General features: G+C 60.5%; 14 protein-coding genes and 1 pseudogene. 9 read left to right on the top strand and 6 right to left on the bottom strand.

What is annotated here, in order from left to right:
* Window positions 1-124: 124 nt before the first annotated feature.
* The 4 genes from G9465_RS20555 to G9465_RS20540 form a co-directional block, all read right to left on the bottom strand.
* On the bottom strand, window positions 125-517 hold the full coding sequence (locus G9465_RS20555) for a cupin domain-containing protein (RefSeq protein ID WP_166973915.1): 393 nt from the start codon (window positions 515-517) through the stop codon (window positions 125-127).
* A 5-nt stretch (window positions 518-522) separates the two neighbouring features.
* Window positions 523-765: a DUF4242 domain-containing protein gene (locus tag G9465_RS20550; protein ID WP_394353987.1), complete on the bottom strand. Its 243-nt coding sequence runs from the start codon at window positions 763-765 to the stop codon at window positions 523-525.
* Between the two features lie 372 nt (window positions 766-1,137).
* Window positions 1,138-4,014, bottom strand: a complete 2,877-nt coding sequence (locus tag G9465_RS20545; RefSeq protein WP_166973909.1) for a tyrosinase family protein — start codon at window positions 4,012-4,014, stop codon at window positions 1,138-1,140.
* Window positions 4,015-4,215 (bottom strand): hypothetical protein, encoded by a 201-nt coding sequence (locus G9465_RS20540; protein ID WP_166973906.1) that lies wholly within the window; start codon window positions 4,213-4,215, stop codon window positions 4,015-4,017.
* Between the two features lie 292 nt (window positions 4,216-4,507).
* On the opposite strand from G9465_RS20540, the gene G9465_RS20535 reads away from it, so the two are divergent.
* Complete coding sequence (locus G9465_RS20535; RefSeq protein WP_193571754.1) at window positions 4,508-5,314, top strand: winged helix-turn-helix domain-containing protein; 807 nt, start codon at window positions 4,508-4,510, stop codon at window positions 5,312-5,314.
* A gap of 150 nt (window positions 5,315-5,464) precedes the next feature.
* On the opposite strand, the gene G9465_RS20530 is transcribed toward G9465_RS20535, so the two are convergent.
* Window positions 5,465-5,839: a hypothetical protein gene (locus G9465_RS20530; protein WP_166973899.1), complete on the bottom strand. Its 375-nt coding sequence runs from the start codon at window positions 5,837-5,839 to the stop codon at window positions 5,465-5,467.
* A 533-nt stretch (window positions 5,840-6,372) separates the two neighbouring features.
* On the opposite strand from G9465_RS20530, the gene G9465_RS20525 reads away from it, so the two are divergent.
* Genes G9465_RS20525 through G9465_RS20510 form a run of 4 tightly spaced genes read left to right on the top strand, consistent with a single transcriptional unit; the run spans window position 6,373 to window position 8,438 of the window.
* A complete protein-coding gene (locus G9465_RS20525; RefSeq protein WP_166973896.1) occupies window positions 6,373-6,546 on the top strand; it encodes a DUF1059 domain-containing protein in 174 nt (57 codons plus the stop codon).
* 3 nt (window positions 6,547-6,549) lie between these two features.
* Window positions 6,550-7,155, top strand: coding sequence for an OsmC family protein (locus tag G9465_RS20520; protein WP_166973893.1), 606 nt, complete (start codon window positions 6,550-6,552; stop codon window positions 7,153-7,155).
* Between the two features lie 12 nt (window positions 7,156-7,167).
* Window positions 7,168-7,935 carry a methyltransferase domain-containing protein gene (locus G9465_RS20515; protein ID WP_166973890.1) on the top strand — a complete coding sequence of 256 codons (768 nt, stop codon included), beginning with the start codon at window positions 7,168-7,170 and terminating at the stop codon, window positions 7,933-7,935.
* 5 nt (window positions 7,936-7,940) lie between these two features.
* The gene (locus G9465_RS20510; protein ID WP_166973887.1) at window positions 7,941-8,438 is read left to right on the top strand and encodes a hypothetical protein; all 498 of its coding nucleotides are present in this window, start codon (window positions 7,941-7,943) and stop codon (window positions 8,436-8,438) included.
* Between the two features lie 184 nt (window positions 8,439-8,622).
* On the opposite strand, the gene G9465_RS25790 is transcribed toward G9465_RS20510, so the two are convergent.
* Entirely contained in the window at window positions 8,623-8,784 is a 162-nt protein-coding gene (locus tag G9465_RS25790; protein WP_227015816.1) for a PGF-CTERM sorting domain-containing protein, read from the bottom strand.
* 315 nt (window positions 8,785-9,099) lie between these two features.
* On the opposite strand from G9465_RS25790, the gene G9465_RS20500 reads away from it, so the two are divergent.
* The 4 genes and pseudogenes from G9465_RS20500 (at window position 9,100) to G9465_RS20485 (ending at window position 16,281) form a co-directional block, all read left to right on the top strand.
* Entirely contained in the window at window positions 9,100-12,210 is a 3,111-nt protein-coding gene (locus G9465_RS20500; protein WP_166973884.1) for a PAS domain-containing protein, read from the top strand.
* Window positions 12,211-12,627: 417 nt separating this feature from the next.
* Window positions 12,628-14,029, top strand: a pseudogene (locus G9465_RS20495) (permease).
* A 131-nt stretch (window positions 14,030-14,160) separates the two neighbouring features.
* A complete protein-coding gene (locus tag G9465_RS20490; RefSeq protein WP_166973881.1) occupies window positions 14,161-14,751 on the top strand; it encodes a MarR family transcriptional regulator in 591 nt (196 codons plus the stop codon).
* Window positions 14,752-14,874: 123 nt separating this feature from the next.
* Window positions 14,875-16,281 carry a multicopper oxidase family protein gene (locus G9465_RS20485; protein WP_166973878.1) on the top strand — a complete coding sequence of 469 codons (1,407 nt, stop codon included), beginning with the start codon at window positions 14,875-14,877 and terminating at the stop codon, window positions 16,279-16,281.
* The last annotated feature ends 108 nt before the right edge of the window (window positions 16,282-16,389 follow it).

Below are 16,389 nucleotides of genomic sequence, written 5' to 3'. Positions count from 1 at the left end.
TTAGCCACAGGTGGGTAACTGTTCCACAGGGTAATCTTACAGAGTTGGGGAGATTCGGCTGACGGGTGGCCCGCCTTCCTGACTGGAGTGGTACCGCCCAGATGAACGGTGGAGTGGACTGTCCTTACGCACTCTCTTCCATTTTGTTCCGAATGTGAGCGATGACCTCCCCGTGTTCGTGTTGTGGACTAAATAAAACGAAGTCGGTATCTTCGCCGGCTCGGAGCGTATGCCCCGGTGGCCAATAGAACATATCGCCGCCTCTGTCTACTTCTTCACTGCCGTCGGTATAAGTGACGGTCAGTTCGCCGCTTACGACATATCCCCAGTGAGGACACTGGCAAAGGTCGTTTTCCAGTCCTTCAAGGAGTGTGGAGATATCGGTCCCTTCTGTGAGCGTAAAATATTCTGTGGCGATGGTACCATAGTCGGTTGCATCACCGAAGTCCGGTTGGTGGCGAGCGATAGCGGCTGGGGTGTCGATTCTGGCTGGGATATCTTCTTTCGCTACTTTCATTGGTTTCAGCTCCCCTCGCCCTGCTCAACCTCGAAGATCTCGTCTGCGGTGAGACCGTGTGCTTCTTCGTGAACTTTCTCACCCGCTTCTTTGCTTGGGCCTTCGAACAGACAGAAGACGGCACCTTCGTCCTCGTCGACCCAGTAGTTCAGGTATTTCACTCCGTGTTTCTCCTGGGCCTCGACGTCTTTCTTGTGAGCCTCTACAACGTCTTCGACACTGGCGTCCACATCTCTGTGGACGTCCATGAATAGTGGCATGGCACATAGCGATACAGTGGTAGACTCATTAACTTCCCAACAATTTCACACAAAGTCGACTATTGACTAATCGAGTGACACCCACAGTCACGACTCTCAATACGGATTGGTAGTTGTAATCCGCAGTGGTACATCATTGCTCTGTACCGAACGATAACTACCCCTTCTAACTGAACTTCGGCTGAATCTGCATACGCGCTATGTATTCAGCGAGACTGTTGAAACCGATCACCGCTTGAGGGTTCAACAGGGCCGTATACTCATATCCGTCGTCGGTCGGAGCACTCGCGGGGCCCCGTCGAGAACGGCCAAAACGTATGCCGCCGTCAGCCGACGGTGGGGTGCGGAGTCGAGTGCGTCTCAGTTCCCCCCGGTCCGTTCGAGACACTCGCGGACGATTTCCGGATCGATTCCGTTCTCATGGAAGTACTCTTCGAGGGCATCGTTGCGGATCAGACAGGGCAGCAGTTCCGACAGCGTGTCGCCGCCGCCCGTTCCCTTCCTGCTCGGGAGCGGGTCGTCGCCACCGGTCCAGACCGATCCCGTCGCGAGCGATTCGCGGGTGAAGGGGTCGCCGCTCAGCGTGGTTCCCTCGACCTGCACTCGGAAGGCGTGGCGCCCTTCGGCGGCGTCGTCGACGTTCGCTGCGAAGGTCCCGGGTTCTGTGCGTGCCAGCCGGACCGTCTGGCGAGTGCCGTCGGGACGGACGTGGTCGGCGGTGACCGTCGCATCCGACAGCGGCAGTCCCGATTCGTCCAGTGCGGCGGTCAGTGCTAGCGAACTGCCCGGCTCGAAACTCGACTGCTGGACCGAGGCGTCGAGCGACAGGTTGCTCCGGGCGTTGACCGACAGATTGTACGGGACTCCGCTGGCGATGGTCCGTTCGTACTCGTCGATGTTCGTCTCCTCGAGTTGACCGAGATACCGGTCGAACCCCTTCTCGTTGATCCGCAGGTGGACTGTCCACTCGCCAGCACGGGCCTGTCCTTCGCCGGTGTCGTAGGGCAACTGGAGCCTGAAGGCGTCGACCCGCTCGCCGTCGACGAACTGGCCGCCTGACCCCGTCATGTCGCCGGGTTCGAGAACGACGCCGTCGGGCGTCTCGACCGCCACGTCGAAGACGTGTTCGCCCGGCGAGAGCACCACCACGTCGACGCCGAGGTCGGCGCTCGATACGTCGAACGGCATACTGAGGACGCCGACGCTCGTCTCGGACTCGGGTCGGAGACGACCCTGCGGGTCGACGACCACCTCGCGGTTGGTGATGCCGGCGAGCACCTGCAGGAAGTACTTATCGAGCAGGAACCGGTCGTCGTCAGAGAGCTGCCCGCTGACGAGCACGTACCCTTCGTCGGGGCCGCCGGCGTTCGTGAGCCGCTGGAGCGCGTTCGGACGCACCTGCGAGGGCGTGCCGAGACCGACCGCGAACGTCTGGTCGTCCGTCCCGCTGGGTTCGAGGTCGGCGATGTACTCGGGCCGGTTCTCGTGACCGTCCGTGAACACCACCATGGCCCGCTCGTCGACGTCCGAAGCCGCCGAGAGGAGCGACCGGCCAGTGGTGACGCCGTCACCTATTGAGGTGTATCCGGCGTCGGTCGCGGGGTCGGGCTCTGTCGGTGAGAGAGCCCTGATCGTCGTCCGCGCGTCCGAGCGGGCCGACGAGCCTTGTCCGCCGAGCTGCCGCATCGACAGCGCCGGCGACGCGTCGGAGTGAAACGTCGCGATGCCGAGGCTGTTGCCCGCTGGCAGCAGGTCGAGGAACACCTCGGCGGCGTCCCGGAGCACCTGTACCCGGGTGCGGTTGCCGTCGCCCGACGCCGAGGCCATGCTCCCGGACTCGTCCAGCACTACCGCGACTCCCGCGGTCGGTTCGGAGATGGTGTTGGCCGTCAGCTGGACCGTCCAGCGCTCGTCGGTCTCGGGGCAGTAGATCGTCGCCGACCCCGAGGCGTTCGTCCCCGGTGACTGTCCGGTGTAGGTGAGCCAGACGTTCGCCTCCGTCTGGGCCGTCTCCGCGTCGGTCGAGTGTGTCCGGGTCTTCATACCCGGTTTGACCGAGAAGGGGGCGGTCACGTCCTCGACTTCGAGGGTGACGGACGTCTCGCAGCCGACGACCTCGAAGACCGCCGCTCGCGAGGTTTCGCGACCTTCAGGGACGTCGTTGAAAGCGAGCGTGGTGGGCGACCCGGCCGGTCGCGTCAGTTCGACCCGCGGCGGCGACTCGTCGTAGACGTATCCCATCGAACGGTAGTCGATAGTCGTCCCAGGGTCGATGTTCCACGGCGGCATCTGGGTCCCGAGCTTGTGGCCGTCGGGCGCGTTGCTGTTGGTCGGCGGGAACTGCTCGGCGTCGGGGTGACGCGCCTGCCAGTCCGCCCAGAGTTTGTCGATGAAACAGTGGTGCAGGAAGAATATCGGGTCGTTCGGCGAGGTCATCGGACCCATGTCGCCGCCGATCCAGACGTGGCCCTGGTTGTGCAGGTACGCGCTGCTGGATGGCTGGTCCGACGGCGAGTCGAAGTTCTCGGCGGGCGGCGGCTGCCAGCCCTCGAGGACGTTCCGGAACGACTGGGTTCCCCAGTCGAATCCTTCCTCGTAGAAGTTCTCGATCTGCAGTGCCGCCTCGACCGTCTCGGCGTCGGGCAGATCGTCGACCGGGTCGAGACTCCGCCGGAGCCGCTCCTCGTCCGACGAGTCGTACTCCACGAGGGAGACCTCACCGAGCGGCGTTCTCTCGTGACGGTATTTGATCCACCAGTCGTACGAATCTGACGGGTCCAACCCGTCCTCGACCGGTCCGACCGAGTGATTCGACGCGTCCTGATCGTCGTCGATCGACAGCTCCGTTATCCCACCGAGCAGTCCGTCCGTCGGGTCGTTCGGGTCGCCGCTCAGTACCGGTATCTCCTCGGGCTGACCGAACGAACCCGACTTCTCCGCGTCCTCTGTCCAGTCCCAGTACGGCAGCGTGACACCCGGGACCTGCTCTTGGAGTTTCTTCTCGAACTCGCGGATGTACTTCCTGTGCCACGGGAGAAACGCCGGTCCCCCGTGGGCGTCGTTCCGTGGCCCCTGACCCTTGGAACGCCAGGACCCCGACTGTTGCTCGTAGGCCGTCTCGAAGTGCGTCTTGACGAACCTGTCGTACTCGCCGCTGTCTTTCAGTTTCCGGACCGCGGTGACGAAATCGCGCCGCTCGTCCTCCGTGAGATCGCGAACACGCTTACGACAGTCCATCTACCACACCTCCGGATCGTCGTCGATCAGTGTCTTCGCTATCTCCTCCAGCGAGAGGTACTGCTCGTACGGCCGCTCCGGCGTCCAGTACGTGCCGTCACTGTCCGAGACCGCAATCTCCGTCCCGTCTATCGCCAACTCGGGACCCTCCTCGTTCAGTACAATTTCGTGTCTCCCGTACTGCTTTGTTTTCTCTGCCATGGTGACCCATCACCAAGTTCCAAGTTACTTTCCAGTTACATAATAATTATTCAAGGTTTGTGATACACAATATATGTAAATCATGGGACAGCGCTCCGGTATTCAGTAGAGCGGCGAATCGAGTGCGCAAGTCGGGCGGATGGCTCCATCGGACGGTATCAGCGAACAACAGACGTCCGAGAGCAGCAAGACCGACGCAGCCCTCTGGACGGGCCGTACGAGGTCCGATGGCCGTTCGATCGACGTTTCAACGGGGCACAGTCGTTATTAATTATTCATGTGTACTAGTACCATGGGACAATATAGCAGTGAGACGCCAATCGACGATATAGCATACCTCACCCGATCCGAACACCGCGCGCCAACGCTTATCGCGCTCACGGTTCGTCCCCGGAGTCGCTCCGAACTCTGGGAGATGACCGGCGTTTCGGAGTCCACGATCAGACGTACGCTTAGCGAGTTCGAGGAACGCGATTGGGTTCAAAGGAACGGGTATCAGTACGAAGTGACGCAGCTGGGCGCTTTCATTGCCTCAGCGATGGCGGAGTTGATCGACCGAGTGAAAACCGAACGGAAGCTACGCGACGTTTGGCGATTACTACCGGACGAAGACAGCGGTTTCACCATCGAGATGTGTTCGGATGCAACCGTAACGGTGGCTGAACCCGAGAATCCATCCCGTCCAATCGCTCGTTTCTGTTCGCTAATCGAGGACACAGAGCGGTTGCGATTTACCGGACTCGACGTTGCCATGCTTGATTCATGTAAGCAGGAACTCTGTGAACGAATCGTCGACGGCATGGAAACGGAGCTCATTAACCCGCCGAGAGTGGCCAATTACATTCGCTCGGACTGCCCGAGTCTGTTCTCGGAGGCACTAGAGAGCGGCAATCTCGACGTCCGCCTACACGATGATTTACCGCCGTTTGGGGTCAGTATCTTCGACGACCGAATCGCAATAACCGGGTACGACCGCGAGGCTGTTACGGTTCGGGTTCTGGTCGATACTGACGACGCGGACGCACGTGATTGGGCGGAGTCGACGTTCACTTCCCACCGACGAAAGACTCCGATCCTCCCTATCGAGAACGACCTTTGAGGCGGTACTCGAACACCTCGACCACGATCGGACCGTTTGACGTTCTTCATATCCGACTCTGTTGAAACCCTCCATCGCTGATGGTTCGCTGCGGTGGTGCTGAATACAGGGCCTTCTCTGTCACTCCGAAATCAACTCGCATAGTTACCGTTAGACTCGCTCTAGAGCCGCATCAATGTCCAGCGGGACCTCCTCGCCGCTCACATCGAACCTTTTGAACCAACTCTCCGCCATTTCTCGTTTGAGCGCCGCTCTGATCGCCGCGTGTGGATCGCTCTCCACGAATCGTTGGAGCGATTCGTCGCTTTCCCAGGCAGCGACCGCCCAGAACTTCTTCTGGGTCAGTTTGGCGCGCAGGGCATAGCCGACCAGCCCAGCCGACTCGGCGAGTTGCGCTTCTATCTCCCGGGTGTGCCAGAGGACTTTCGGCACGGTCCGGTACCCCGAGGGATGCAGATACCCGACGACTCCTTTGAGTTCGGATTCCGGGTCAGGTTCATCGAAGGATTGCCAGGCAAACTCCATGGTTCCTGTTAACGTACTACTATCCCGGAGATAACCGTTCCGTCACTGCTCCCCTGACAGCGGTCACGAGGGACCGACACTCGTCGGTGATGTCGACTACAATTCGTAGGAGTGCTTGCTGTAGTCATGCGCTGTATTCAGCACGCGGGGTCTATCAACTGCTGAGAGTTTCAGCGGAGTCTCATATCCCGGCTCTCGGAGAGTTCACTGGCCGGAGTAGACGATGGGAGCGATATCGATCCTCGGGAACGACCGTGGCATTCACACTCGACTCTCCGTGAGACTATTGGGCCCTTCCGAGGGCGATAAAAAGCGTTCGTAACGGAAGCAAGAGCGAACGTTGGTGGACAGTGTGTCGCCGTCCAACGAACTCGTTTGCGATGACGACAGGTTTGCATCACCTGCGCGATTGTCAACGACTGCCAACCCCGCAGGCATTACGGAGGGCGGTACCGGCTGCTCGACTACTACCAGTTAGGTATCTAACCCTTCGGGTTCATACTACATCTTGCCGCAAGGCAACGGAAACGACAATGGCTGACGCATACAAGCTCGACTGTGAATCGGAAGCGGGCGGTTGCCGATTCATCGTTCAGTCGGAGGACGAAACCGAAGCGATCGAACTGGCTAAGAAACACATGCGAGAGGGTCACGGACAGGACTACTCGGACGACGAACTCCGGGATGAACACCTTCAGGAGGTCTAACCCATGGTATCCGAGCGGCAGGTCAACCACGGCGTCGATACCGAGGAACTCGCCGCGTTCGCGGAACACGCCGCCGAGAATCCCGAGGAGGTCCAACTCGGACTGAGCGCCCGATCGACCTACGAGGGAACGTGCGCCCACAGTCTGGCGACGATAGACTCGTACGTCCTCGGTGGCGAGACGATCCGGCGCGACACCCGCGAGTACACCATCCCGTACGGGGGGTGGAAGGAAGTGTTGGCGGCCGGCGGCTGGGTCGGGGCAACGGATCGAATGGAACCGATCGAGGTCGCGCTCTCCGCGCTCGTCTCGTGCATCAACGTCGGCATCACCATCAACGCCGTCGCAAACGGCGTCGATATCGACCACCTCGAGACGCGCGTTCGCACCGACTTTGACCCGAGTGTCCTCTTCAGTGTGGACGATCTCGGGAACGCCGATACGGTGTTCGAGAACCTGACCGCCGAGGTCGAGATCGAGAGTCCGGACCTCGATAAGGACGAGGTCGACGAGTGGGCCCGACGGGCGCCAGTCTACACGCTCGTCTCGCTCGAACAGGACGTCAACCTCAACGTGAATACACCTGCCGAGGTGGAAGCCGACGACTGAGAGGACAGACAAATGGCAAACTCACTCGACGTCGACAAACTCGAACAAGCGGTGAAATCGGTCTACCAAGACGTCGCTGAGGACCCCGGCGAGGAGTATCACTTCGAGATGGGGCGGCCGCTAGCGGAGCGCCTCGGCTATCCGCCGGAACAGCTCGATCAGATTCCCGTGGAGGCGATGGAATCGTTCGCCGGTGTCGGGTATCATTTCGACCTCGCTGCCATCGAGGACGGAGACGACGTGCTAGACCTCGGCAGTGGATCGGGCACGGACGTCTTCGTCGCCGCACTTCACGCAGGCGACGCCGGCAGCGTGACCGGGATAGATATGACGGCGCAACAACTCGAGAAGGCCCGCGCGTTGCGCGACGAGGCGGGAATGGAGACCGTCTCCTTCGAGCAGGGGTACATCGAGGACATTCCATTCGACGACGGAACCTTCGATGTCGTCATCTCGAACGGGGTCATCAACCTCTCACCGGACAAGGAACGGGTGTTCGCGGAAGCCCAGCGGGTGCTCGCTCCCGGCGGCCGGCTCGCCATCTCCGACATCATCAGCGAGGAGGTGATGCCAGAGAGCATCAAGAACGACGAGGACCTCTGGGCGGCCTGTATCGGCGGTGCCGAGCAGATTGACCGGTACACGGCGGCCATCGAAGCAGCCGGCTTCTCGGTGACGGACGTTCGAGAGAACACGCAGTACGAATTCATCTCGGAGCGGGCGGCGAACGCGTGCGAGAAGTACGGCGTCAAGAGTGTCACACTCGGAGCAACCAAGTGATCACGATGGCGACGGATCAACCGATCGCGGACGAACAGGGAGAACAGGTCCAGTTCGAGTCACACGTCCGGAACGGAGCGGTGTTGATGGCACTCGCCGGTATCGCGTTCGTCGGGTACGGAGTCGTGTTTCTCGTGTTGAATTTCGTGGGGAGTGGCTTCGAACTCGGCGTCAGTACGCTGGCTGGGATGACGAGCGCCGATCTCGATCCGGCGGTGGCGTACTACATCAGTCACCTCCACGTCGCCACCGCTGCGTTCATCATCTCGACCGGCATCGCCATCACGGGCCTTTCGTGGTACGGCGTGCGCCAGCGGCTCACGTGGGCGTGGGCGACTGCGATCGTCGCCGCCGTTGTCGGCTTGGCGCTTGCGTTACCGATGCACTGGACGGGGGATGCGTTCGCTCACGATTGGCTGACCCATCTGGGCCCGATCTACCTCGCGACGATCGTATTCATCCTCGGGGTCACGTTGTCGTACCGCGGACTGCGGACCGCCTAGCCGACCGTACCGCACTTTCCCTTCACGGACGATCTCACTATCCGTACTCGTACTGCAGACAGGGCATAGCCCGATAGCCCCTGTTTCGGGCCTCGTTGCCGCCGAGTGTCCCGTTCGGGTCGACCTCGACGTCGCCGTCGAGGCCGGGGTCGTCGCCGAGGTGTTCCGACCCGGTACTGGTGGGTCAGCTACCAGGTCGCCGGACTGCCAGTACTGCCGCCCCGAGTACGGCAAGCAGCGCGACTACGGCGGTAAAGCCCGGCCCACTGTCACCGGTCGTAGTAGTGGCTGTCGTTTGTGCTGCCGTTTGCGTGGCAGTAGTCGGTGTGGGTGTGACGTCAGTCACTGTGGCCGTCGCCTCTGGCGTCGCCGTCGGCGACGGTGTCGGCGTCGACGCGCGATAGAGCAGTAGCACGACGCCGAAGACGCTCACTGGGCCCAGCACTAGAGAGACACTGTTCTCTGAGGACGGTCTGGATCGAAGCAGTACGACTGCCAGCGATTCCAGACGACAGTCTTTCCCGGCGACCACGCAGTAAGTGGCTTTCCTGTCAGTAATCTACATCGAGTGGGTTAAGTTGTCGTAGCAAGTGACGCTGATATGGTTTCGAACCTCCCGAATGGAGGTCCTCCGCGACAATTCTTGAGTTCTGCTATCGAGATGGTCCCGAATAGCGCCGCTATCCTCGACGCCGACGGGACGATTCTCGCGACTAACTCTGCGTGGCAAGACAGCGCCGAAACGACCGATAGTTGGTTGCATCCTGTTGACGTCGGAACAGATTATCTGAAAGGACTCGATACAGCCGAATCGTCGTCCGCGAACCGCGTGGCTGACGGAGTGCGGGAACTGTTACAGGGGAACCGCAAACAGTTTGAAATCGAGTACGCCTGTGAATCTCCTGACGGACCACGATGGTTCATCACGCAGGCGACCACCGTCATGCACGACGGAGCAAAGCACATCACCATCACTCACTGTGAGACCACCGCCCGGAAGGACGGTCAGCGGGTCTTACGCGAGGCGTGTGAAATCAGCACAGCGCCCGACCGCTCGTTCGACGAACAGATTGCCGAGCTCTTAGAACTCGGGCGTACCGCCATCGGAATCGACTATGCAACCCTCTCACGTGTACAAGACGAGAAGTACGTATTCGAATCGGTCGCGACACCAGCAGCCGACGACCTTCGGGGGACAACAGCCCCGCTCTCGGAGTTCCCGAATTGCGAGCGCGTCGTCAAGCGAAACCAGACACTCATCCTCGAGGACGTCGGAGCGCAAGCCCCTGAGCTGGTGGATCCCGCGTGGGGAATCGCTAGTTACATCGGCGCACCAGTCACTGTCGACGGGGAGGTGTACGGCACCTTCTGCTTCTATAGCATGGACCCGCGTGCCGAGGCGTTCCCTGACTGGGCGGTGACGTTCGTAGAGTGTCTCAGCGATTGGGTGGGGTACGAACTCGAACGCAGGAAGCGTGAGGAGCAGCTCCAGCAGATCAAGACAAACATCTCTGACGTCGTCTGGATAAGCAGCCCAGAGAAAGACGGGATCGAGTTTATCAGCGACTCGTACGAAGACGTCTGGGGCCGCCCGCCCGAAACACTGCGTACCGACGCCACGTCGTTCGTCGACGCCATCCATCCCGACGACCGTAAGCGAGTACAAGAAGCGCTCGTAGCCCAGCAGACCGACCCTGATGCATACGAGGAGACATACCGAGTCGTCCAACCAGACGGAGAGATACGGTGGATCCACGACCGATCGTCCGGCATCTACGACGACAACGGGACGCTCCGAGCCATCGTCGGCATCGCCAGTGACATCACTGAACGCAAAGAGCGCGAGCAAAAGTACCGGCGGCTGACCGAGCGGATTACTGACGCCTACTACGCCTTCGACGCCGATTGGAACGTCACCTACTGGAACGACACCGTTGCGGACCGTGTCGATATGCCAGCGGCGGATATCCTCGGCAAGCATTTTTGGGACGTGTATCCCGAACTCGAAGGGACCGTCTACGAGGAAACGCTCCGGGAGGCTATGGAATCACAGGAGCCGAAGTCGTGTGAGTTCTATTACGAGAGAGACGACTACTGGATCGAGCTGCAGGCGTATCCCGATAAAGGGGGAGTCAGCGTCATCTCACAGGAGATCACCGAGCGCAAGGAAGCCCGGGAGGCGTTACGCGAGAGCCAAGAGCGACTGGATGCGTTCGTAACGGCGACCTCGGATGTCGTCTATCGAATGAGTGCAGATTGGTCCGAAATGATGTACCTGGATGGACAGGAGTTCATCGTTGATACGGACGACCCCCGGAAGACGTGGCTGGAGGAGTACATTCCACCGGACGAACGGCCGCGAGTAACGGCGGCCATCGAAGAGGCTATCGAGACCACGAGCAGGTTCGAACTGGAACACCAGGTGATGCAAGTGGATGGAACTCGAGGCTGGACACACTCGCGGGCAGTGCCGATTCTGGACGACGGCGGTGAGATTGTCGAGTGGTTTGGCACAGCCACTGACATCACCGATCGGAAAAAGCGCGAGCAGACGCTCGCACAGCAGCGGGACGACCTCACCCAGCTAAAACGGCTCAATACGCTCGTTCGGAACCTCACACAGGCACTCCAGAACACGACCACGCGAGACTGCATCGAGACTGCCGTCTGTGACCGTCTGACCGACTCCGACCTGTATCAGACGGTCTGGATCGGCACGCGGTGCCAGTCGGACTCGAACGGCTCGACCGTCGTCCCACAGACGAGTGCCGGCGTCGGCGACGACTATCTCGGCGGGATTCCGGGCGGCGAACCGGGCCCTGCACTCGTCGCAGTCCAGACAGGTGAGATACAGGTCATCGACGATATCGCCACTGCAGATCGATTCCCGGACTACCGACGAGAGATAGCGCTCGAGAACCGGCATCATTCGCTTGCGGCGGTCCCCATCGCCACTGACGAAACGACGTACGGCGTGCTAGTCGTCTACACGCCACAAGAGCACACGGTGAGCGAAGCTGAGCGTGCGGTACTCGTCGATCTCGGGCGGAGTATCGCACTCGCCATTCAGCGAGTGCACAGCCAGCGCTCGCTTACAGCCGAGACCGCTGTTGCTCTCGAGTTTCGGATTGCCGATCCCGCAATCGCTTTCGCTGAAGTAACGGCCGAGCTGGGATGCGAACTCGAACTCGAACAGCGTGTTCCGACCAGCGGTGGCGGCTACATCTATTATCTCACGGTTCTGGGAGCTGATTCAGCACGGGTATGCGACCATCTGGAGGAGGGATGTCTGGTGAGAGACAGTCGCGTGGTGCGTGCCACAGAGAACGACGAGCCGGGACTCATCGAGACCCGTCTCGAGGAGACACCTCGGCTGCCGCTCGACGTCCTCACTGACTATGGCGCGTCCATGACGAGAGCGCGCGCAGACGACGGTGACATCTCACTCAACGTCGAACTGCCACCGGAAGTGGATGTCGGCTCCCTGCTTACTGATCTCCGTGAGATTGTCCCCACGACCGAGGTCGTCAGTAAACGGCACGTCGACCGGCCGACGAGGACAGTAACCGCCCTGCGGGAGCAGGTGAACGATCTACTGACACCGAAACAGGGGGCTGCACTCAAGGCGGCCTACTCACGAGGATACTACCGCTGGCCACGCGATACGACAGTAGAAGAACTCGCCGAAACGTTCGACATCTCTTCGCCAGCGCTGCACTACCGACTCCGGAAAGCACACCACACCGTTGTTTCGTCCCTTTTAGACGATTAGCTGGCAGAATAGCACATCCGATCGCACTGTGCAGGTCGCGGGTGTACAGCCACGAGACGGGCAGGACGGCGAACTGGTTTGTGCTGTGCGACAGCGCGTCGTCGATGGGCAGTCCGCCGTCGCGGAGTCGATGGTCACCGGCGAGCGTCGCCAGCGATTGAAATCCCTCGTCGGAGTGTGAGACCGAGAACTGCTCCAGCACCTCCGACGCTACCGGTGGCGAGTCCGAGAAGGAGCCGATAATACGCCGTCCAGTGGACGGGTCGGTTACGGACTCCCAGTTCTCCTCGGGGGACGCGTCGATGACGATGCCGGCTCTGTCGGTGACGCATTACCTTCGAATACAAGCTCTACTCCGCCCACTGCCCCAGTTTCGTAAGAACAAACACCAAAACAGATGCCCGTGATGGTCTAGGTATGCAAGCCGTCCTCGTCGACGGAATTCTCGAATCCTTACGAATAGGTGTCGGGTTTCTCTGGACGGCAGCCTGGGCAATCATCATGGGCCTCGTCATCACGAGTCTCGTTCAGGTCTACGTCTCGAAAGAGCGGATGGCCAACGTACTCGGAGAGGGGAATCTGAGTGGCCTCACGAAAGCAACCGTATTCGGCGCGGCAAGTAGTGGTTGTAGCTTCGGTGCGGTCGCCATCGGGAAGGGGTTGTTCAAGAAGGGAGCACACACGGTGAACTTCTTCGCGTTCATGTTCGCCTCGACGAACCTCATCGTCGAACTCGGGCTGATGATCCTCATCCTCCTCGGCTGGGAGTTTCTGGTTGCAGAACTCCTTGGCGGCGTCATCCTCATCGCCGTGATGGCGGTCCTCGTTCATCTGACCCTCCCAGAAAACCTCTTCGAGCAAGTACGGGCGGAACTGAATCAACGCGACCACGACCAAGGGATCACAGCGGACCCGACCTGCGGGATGGAAGGCAAAGACGAGTACTCGCTGGTGACTGACGGGGGCGAGACGCTGAAGTTCTGTTCGGAAGGTTGCATGGAGACGTACCAGCAGGAAGCCGCAAGTAGCGGCGGTTGGCGCGACGAACTCCTCTCGTGGGGTGGCTGGTACAAGATCGGGAACCAGTACCGGAAGGAGTGGTCGATGATCTGGAAGGACGTCGTTGCGGGCTTTCTCATCTCGGGATTCGTTATCGTGTTCGTCCCGCAGTGGGTGTGGAACACGCTCTTCCTCCAGGGTGATGGACTCCTCGTCAGTGCCGAGAACGCCATCATGGGCGTCGCCATCGCCGTAATCAGCTTCGTCGGCAGCATGGGCAACGTCCCGTTCGCCGTCGCGCTTTGGGGTGGCGGCATCAGCTTCGCGGGTGTCATCGCGTTCGTCTACGCCGACCTCATCACGATTCCCGTCCTGAACGTCTACCGCAAGTACTACGGCTGGAAAGTGATGCTGTACATTCTCGGCGTCTTCTTCGTGACGATGGCGTTCACGGGCTTCCTCATGGAGGAACTGTTCAACGTCCTCGGCATCGTCCCGGATCTGGCCGGCGGGAGACGGCCGCCGAACAGACGTACTTCGAGCTCAACTACACGTTCTATCTCAACAGCATCGCGTTCGCCCTCTCTGGCTTCCTCCTCTACGTCTACCAACGTGGACTCGGTGCACCCGGCCAGTACCGTGACCCAGTCTGTGGGATGCGAACCGACGACAGCGGGCCGAGTCTCACCCACGACGGCGAGACGTACTACTTCTGCTCGGAGCGGTGCAAGCGATCGTTCGAGAAACACCCCTCCGAATTTGCACATCAGCACCCCAAGTCTCAGGAGCTGGAGGTTCCCAGAGCCATGAGCATCACTGAACGCCACGGCGTGATACCAAGGATCGCGGCCAGGCAGCCCGAGTCTTGTCTCGACCAATCACAACTGGTACACGGATGTCTCGCCAACTCTCAGGCATGAACGGAGATACTGGCAGATCGAGGTGGGGTGGATGAATCGACGGAGAGCCGATACAGTAGTCGGTGGCTTGCTCGTTGCTGTCCTCATTGTTGGTGGTGTACTCAGCTGGCAAGCGTACCAGCAACAGCAAGCCTTCGAGCAAATGGGGTCGATGATGGGTACGTCGATGGGGACGGTTCACGGAACGAACCCGCTCTGGTACGTCCTCGGTACCTTCCTCATCTTGGCTGTCATCGGTGGAGGGTATCTCGCGATCCGAGACGACCTCACTAGCACAGACGTAAACGTCCGCTCACAGAATGAGATGGCTAAGCCGACCGACCCCGAGATCGCCGAATCACCGGAGGAGGCCACACAACCAGATGGGGCCATCAATCCAGAGTCTCAGCCGCAGGCCCGCGTGTTGGACCTCTTGCCAGATGATGAACGCCGCATCCTCGAACCGGTCCTTTCCTCGCCCGGCATCACGCAGATCGAATTACGGGATCGCTCGGACTTCTCGAAGAGCAAGGTGAGCCAGACGGTTAGTGCCCTCGAGAAACGCGGCCTGTTGTACCGCGAGCGCCAAGGGCGGACGTATCGCATCTATCCGAGTGACGACCTACAAGAGAGAAGTAGATGAACTAGCGGGCCATTTCCGCCGATGCAGAACCATTCACCGGGGTGCTGAAATCGAACCGAGCGATGGGCGTACGACCCTCCTTCAGCGCGAGGCCTATACTCGCTGAGCACGAAAACACGGGAAATGACTTCCACAGGATTCTCCCGCCGCAGGCTTCTCCAGTTGACGGGCGCATCTACTCTCGGAGCGCTCGCGGGCTGTGCCGGTCAGCTACCGGGCACCGGCGATGAGGGTGGTCGTGAGGTAACGCCACGCTCGACAGTCACGTCCGAGCCAGATAGCTCCGTCAGCCTCACCGCGGGGTCCGGGACGATTCGGCCAGCCCCCGAGACTTCGACGACGAACTGGATGTACGAGGGGCAATTTCCGGGACCGGAATTACGCGTTCAGGAAGGTGACGTACTCAGGGTCGAGTTGACCAACGACCTTCAAGAAGGGACGACGATTCACTGGCACGGGGTTCCCGTCGCGAATCCGATGGACGGCGTGCCAAACGTGACGCAAGACCCGATCGCGCCCGGTGATACCTTCACGTACACGTTTCGTGCCGAACCCGCCGGGACGTACTTCTATCACAGCCACGTCGGACTCCAACTCGACCGGGGATTGCTCGGGCCACTGATCGTCGAAGAGCGTGAGCCACACGTCGAGTACGATCGCGAGTACGTCGTCGTCGTCGACGATTACCTCCCTGGAGAGCCGGAACTCCCCTCCGGCGGCGGCAGGGGTGGGGGAGGTGGGATGATGGGTGACGTTCGTCCACCGTACGAGGGTCTCCTGATAAACGGTCGGCTTCCAGAGGACCCCTCGACGTTCGGAGTGGCAGAAGGAGAGCGGGTGCGCCTCCGGTTCGTGAACGCCGGGAGTGCGACAGTCTTCGGTGTACGAATCGCAGGCCACGAGATGACAGTGACCCACGCCGATGGTCGACCTGTCGAACCCGTCGACGTGGACTCGTTCGTCTTCGGGGCCGGTGAGCGCTACGACGTCGTGATTGAGGCGACGAACCCGGGCACGTGGGCCGTTCAAGCGGATGCCCTCGATGGAAACGAACCACCAGCCAGGGCTGTTGTCGAGTACGAGTCAGCGGGCGGGGGGAGCCCACAGCGTCCGTCGTCGGCCAGTAACCGACTGCAGTACGGAGACTTGCGGGCGATCTCCTCACTCGACGGGATGAGTGGAGATCCGGATCGAACGTTCGATCTGACGCTCTCACGCGGCAGAGGCCAGTCCTACACGTGGACGATAGACGGGCAGGCCTACCCGGACGCCGATCCGCTCCAGGTCCGGCCCGACGAACACGTCCGAATTCGGATGACCAATCAGAGCCCGGTCGTTCACCCGATGCACCTTCACGGCCACTTCTTCCAAGTCGGCAACGCGATCAAAGACACGGTCATCGTGCCCGGGCATAGAGGGCAGGTGACGATCGACTTCCACGCCGACAACCCCGGCCGGTGGTTGTTCCACTGTCACAACCTGTATCATCTCGATTCGGGGATGGCGCGTGTCGTGAAATACGTCGAGTGACCAGGTTGAAAACCCGGTTTCGGATCGTTCATACTATCGTTCGTGTGGTCTTGGTCCTGTCCGGGAGAGGAAGGATTGAGGGGCCACCCCAGCGAATTCGAGCCGGAT

It is taken from the genome of Haloarcula sp. JP-L23 (assembly GCF_011602445.1).
Classification (GTDB): domain Archaea; phylum Halobacteriota; class Halobacteria; order Halobacteriales; family Haloarculaceae; genus Haloarcula; species Haloarcula pellucida.
The sequence above is the reverse complement of the archived record's forward strand: the minus strand, read 5'-3'. Positions and strand labels throughout refer to the sequence as shown.